Origin of the sequence: Neobacillus drentensis, assembly GCF_036966985.1 — a bacterium.
Classification (GTDB): Bacteria; Bacillota; Bacilli; order Bacillales; family Cytobacillaceae; genus Neobacillus; species Neobacillus drentensis_E.
The window spans coordinates 1-4,863 of the sequence record NZ_JBALSN010000122.1 but is presented as its reverse complement, the minus strand read 5'-3'; the positions used below and the strand labels follow the sequence as shown (position 1 = coordinate 4,863).

4 protein-coding genes are annotated in these 4,863 nt (G+C 40.0%); all 4 read left to right on the top strand.

From position 1 onward, the window contains the following. Positions 1 to 125 precede the first annotated feature (125 nt). Positions 126 to 1,349, top strand: coding sequence for a bifunctional phosphopantothenoylcysteine decarboxylase/phosphopantothenate--cysteine ligase CoaBC (coaBC, locus tag V7659_RS08455; RefSeq protein WP_335539380.1), 1,224 nt, complete (start codon positions 126 to 128; stop codon positions 1,347 to 1,349). Continuing rightward, positions 1,336 to 3,747 carry a primosomal protein N' gene (priA, locus tag V7659_RS08450; protein ID WP_335539449.1) on the top strand — a complete coding sequence of 804 codons (2,412 nt, stop codon included), beginning with the start codon at positions 1,336 to 1,338 and terminating at the stop codon, positions 3,745 to 3,747. Before coaBC ends, priA begins: the two co-directional genes overlap by 14 nt. A gap of 254 nt (positions 3,748 to 4,001) precedes the next feature. After that, complete coding sequence (gene def, locus V7659_RS08445; RefSeq protein ID WP_335539379.1) at positions 4,002 to 4,487, top strand: peptide deformylase; 486 nt, start codon at positions 4,002 to 4,004, stop codon at positions 4,485 to 4,487. Continuing rightward, on the top strand, positions 4,484 to 4,863 hold a 380-nt coding region (locus V7659_RS08440), incomplete at its 3' end, for a methionyl-tRNA formyltransferase (protein ID WP_335539377.1). The genes def and V7659_RS08440, both read left to right, overlap by 4 nt.

Sequence of the window (4,863 nt, the reverse complement as noted above, 5' to 3'; positions counted from 1 at the left end):
GCCTTTTATTTTGGTGATTCTATTTATAGTGGATTTTGTCGAATGACAGTAGGTAAAAGATGAAAAATTGCATTCATTCTTGCATAATAAAAGAAAGACTAATGGACTAAGAAGCGGGGGAAGCGATGATGAAAGATAAAAAAATATTATTGTGTGTGACAGGTGGGATCGCTGTCTATAAAGCAGCAGCACTTACAAGTAAGCTTGTTCAGACTGGAGCACAAGTAAAAGTTATTTTAAGTGAATCAGCTCAAAAGTTTGTTACCCCATTAACCTTTCAGGCATTATCCCGCAATGAAGTGTATGTTGATACTTTTGACGAAATCAATCCGCGAGTCATTGCACATATTGATTTAGCAGATTGGGCTGATTTAATTCTAATTGCTCCGGCTACGGCAAATACGATTGGGAAAATTGCAAGTGGAATCGCTGATAATATGATAACAACAACACTGCTTGCAGCCACCTCACCTGTTTGGATTGCCCCTGCTATGAATGTACATATGTACGATCATCCTGCTGTGAAAAAAAACCTATCACTTTTAGCGGAATATGGTTATCAATTCATTGAACCTAGTGAAGGATATCTTGCCTGTGGCTATGTTGGAAAGGGCCGCTTAGAAGAACCAGAAAAAATTGTGGATCTCATTCGAGAATTTTTTATCAACCAAGATCACCAACCATTAAAAGGAAAAACTGTTGTGGTAACAGCCGGTCCAACACGTGAAAAGATTGATCCTGTTCGTTTTATTTCAAATCATTCGACAGGGAAAATGGGGTATGCGCTAGCTGAAGAGGCAAAAAGACAAGGGGCACATGTGGTATTGGTTTCAGGTCCGGTTAATCTTTCAGCTTCTTTAGGAATCGAAGTGGTGAAAGTGGAAAGCGCTGAGGAAATGTACAATGCTGTTTTAGAATATTATTCATTAGCGGATGTTGTCATAAAAACAGCAGCCGTTGCTGATTACCGTCCGAAAACCACCTATGAACATAAGGTAAAAAAGCAAGCTGGTGACTCGAGTATTGAATTGGAAAGAACAAAAGATATTCTGATGGAACTGGGAAAGAGGAAGAAGAACCAAGTGCTTGTTGGCTTTGCCGCTGAAACGGAAAATGTGGAAGAGTATGCCAGAAAAAAATTAGCCGCCAAAAATGCTGATATGATTGTCGCCAACAATGTGAAAGCGGAAGGGGCAGGGTTTGGAACGGACACGAATATTGTGACCCTGTATAAACGCTCAGGAACCCCAGTCAATTTACCACTTATGTCAAAAAGTAATGTAGCAAAAATGATTATTGAAGAAATTACTTCCCTTTTGAAGGATATGGATGAAAATGGAAATAGCTAGTGTGATTGTGGATGTACCGACAAAACAAACGGACCGGGCCTTCGATTATTTGATTCCAGAGCAGTGGAGCGAAGTGATCCAGCCTGGAATGAGAGTAATCGTCCCATTCGGTCCTAGAAAGATCCAAGGGTTTGTCACTTCATTAAAATCACAATCAGAATTTAAAAAGTTAAGAGAAATTATTGAACCAATGGAGCTCGAGCCTGTTTTAAACAAAGAATTATTAGAACTTGGCGATTGGCTGACCGAACATACACTTTGTTTTAAAATTTTTTCCTATCAGGTGATGCTTCCTGCTGCATTAAAAGCAAAGTATGAAAAAAAAGTGAAACTTGCTGAAGGGGTACAACTCGCTGATTTATCAGAACCCCTCCGAGCTCTTTTTGAAAATAAAGCAATGGTTGACTGGGAAGTCGCATTAAAAAATGGAATGGTTCCCTTATTACAAAAAGAGGCAGCGAAAGGAAAACTGGAAGTCACATACATTGTTAAGGAAAAAGTCAAAAAGAAACAACTTAAGTTTGTCCGTCCATTAACTTCTGTTGCTGAATTAGAAGAGGTCATTGAGAGTTTCCCTAAGAAAGCAGAAAAACAAAAACAAGTATTAAGTTATTTTGTCGATCACTTTGAACCAGTCGAATTAAGACAACTGGTCGCGGAAATAAAAACGACATCCTCAACCATTAAAGCTCTTGTAGAAAAAAAGCTCCTAATTGAGTATGACATGGAGGTATATCGTGATCCATTTGAAGATAAGACGTTTAAAAGAACAAAGCCATTACCATTAACCACTTCCCAACAAACCGTGATTGCGCCAATTCTAAACTCCATTGAATCCAATCAACATGAGGTATTTTTGCTGTACGGGGTAACGGGAAGTGGGAAAACAGAAATCTACCTCCAATCAATCCAAGAGGTGATTGAGAGAGGACAGGAGGCGATTGTTCTTGTACCGGAAATTTCGCTTACCCCTCAAATGGTTAATCGTTTTAAAGGAAGATTCGGGGATTTAGTGGCTGTTTTGCACAGTGGTTTATCTGCAGGAGAAAAATATGACGAGTGGCGCAAGATTCAACGTAAGGAAGTAAAAGTAGCAGTTGGGGCTAGATCCGCAATTTTTGCACCATTTGAGAATTTAGGCATCATTATCATTGATGAGGAACACGAAACAAGCTATAAGCAGGAGGAAATGCCTCGTTATCATGCCAGGGATGTAGCCATCGAAAGGGCAAAAAACTATCACTGCCCAGTGGTACTTGGAAGTGCAACCCCATCGCTCGAATCATTTGCTAGGGCTCAAAAGAAGGTGTATCATCTTTTATCGCTTCCTAATCGGATGAATAATCAATCCCTGCCTTCAGTGGAGATTATAGACATGCGCGAAGAGCTTCGTAATGGAAATCGTTCGATGTTTTCAAGCAAGCTTTTTGAAATGTTAAAGGACCGTATCGAAAAAAAACAACAATCTGTTTTATTTTTAAATAAACGTGGACATTCCTCATTTGTGATGTGCCGGGATTGCGGGTTCGTGATGAATTGTCCTAATTGTGATATATCGCTAACCTACCATCGTGTTCACGAACAAATGAAATGTCATTATTGTGGCTATGAAAGCCATGTGCCGACGCAATGCCCTGAGTGCTCCAGTGAATATATCCGCTATTTTGGGACCGGTACACAAAAGGTAGAAGATGAGTTGGGAAAAATTCTTCCAGAAGCTAGGGTAATTCGTATGGATGTGGATACAACAGGACGAAAGGGGTCCCACGAACGATTATTAACCGATTTTCAAAATGGGAAAGCAGATATTCTCCTCGGTACACAAATGATTGCTAAAGGCCTGGATTTCCCCAATATCACCTTAGTTGGAGTGCTTTCGGCTGATACTATGCTTCATTTACCAGATTTTCGTGCCTCTGAAAAAACCTTTCAATTATTAACACAAGTAAGTGGGAGGGCAGGACGTCACAAGTTGCCAGGAGAGGTGATTATTCAAACCTACACTCCTGAACATTATAGTGTTGAACTTGCTGGGACACAGGATTATGATCTCTTTTATCAACAAGAAATGATGATGCGGAAAACACATCATTATCCACCATTTTATTATCTATCATTGATTACTGTCAGTCATGAACAGTTAATGACAGTCGTCACAGCTACCGAGAAAATTGTTAATTATGTCCGCTCCCAGGTTTCAAATGCTGCCGTCGTTTTAGGGCCAGCTGCCTCGCCAATTCCTAGGATTAATAATAGATATCGCTATCAATGTCTGATAAAATACAAGCGGGAACCGAACTTGACAAAAATGTTAAAAACCATTTTGAATCAATATCAAACAGATACAAAGAGTGGCTTACTGGTAACAATAGATGTGAATCCATTTATTTTAATGTAACCAGCTTAAGACCTGAGCTTCCAAAGGTTAATTATTTGCATTTTTGGTGAAAATGTAAGCAATAAAAAAAATTAAGCAGTGTTATATAATCATGCTGATTGGAGCGGAAGGCGCGAGACTCCTGGAGGAAGGGTCCGGTGAGACCCCACAGGCGCAAAGCGCCGAGGAGGCTCCCCGGACCGCCCGCGGAAAGCGAAGTGCCGGGAGCGTAAATCAACATATAAGTTTAGCACAGCATTAATGGGGGAAATGAATTGCCAATCCTTAAAGTAGTAAATTACCCAGCTGAAATACTTGAACAGACTTGCAAGAAAGTTGTGAAGTTTGATAGAAAGCTGGCCAAAGTACTTGATAATATGTATGACACAATGATTGAATATGATGGGGTAGGGCTTGCTGCCCCGCAAATTGGATTAGACCAACGCATTGCAATTGTTGATATCGATGATGAATTAGGGACAATTGAAATGATTAACCCAGTAATCTTAGAAACAGCTGGCGAACAAACTGGACCAGAAGGTTGTCTAAGTTTCCCTGGATTGTTTGGTGAAGTGACAAGACCCAATATTGTTAAAATTGAGGCATTTGATCGTAAAGGAAGAAAATATACATTAGAAGCAGAGGGCTTCCTCGCAAGAGCCATTCAACATGAAATCGATCACCTTGATGGGATTTTATTTACAACAAAGGTGTCAAGATATCTAGAGGAAGATGAGTTAAAAGGAGTAGAAGCTGAATGACCAAAATTGTTTTTATGGGCACCCCGGATTTTTCCGTGCCAGTTTTACAACAAATTATTAATGACGGATATGATGTCATTGGTGTAGTGACACAACCAGACCGACCAGTTGGCAGGAAAAAGATATTGACTCCCCCTCCAGTAAAGGTTGAGGCTTTAAAACATGATATTCCGGTCTTTCAGCCAGAAAAAATACGTCAAGAACAAGAACTCGAGAAGATCCTATCATTGAAACCTGATTTAATTGTTACTGCTGCGTTTGGTCAAATCTTACCAAATAAATTATTGGAAACCCCAAAATACGGCTGTATCAATGTTCATGCATCCTTGCTACCCGAACTTCGCGGCGGCGCTCCTATCCATTACGCTATTATTCA

What these genes read in the sequence shown, in the direction of transcription:
- coaBC (WP_335539380.1), top strand. Translation starts at nt 126, where the DNA reads ATGATGAAAGATAAAAAAATATTATTGTGTGTGACAGGTGGGATCGCT.
- priA (WP_335539449.1), top strand. Translation starts at nt 1,336, where the DNA reads ATGGAAATAGCTAGTGTGATTGTGGATGTACCGACAAAACAAACGGAC.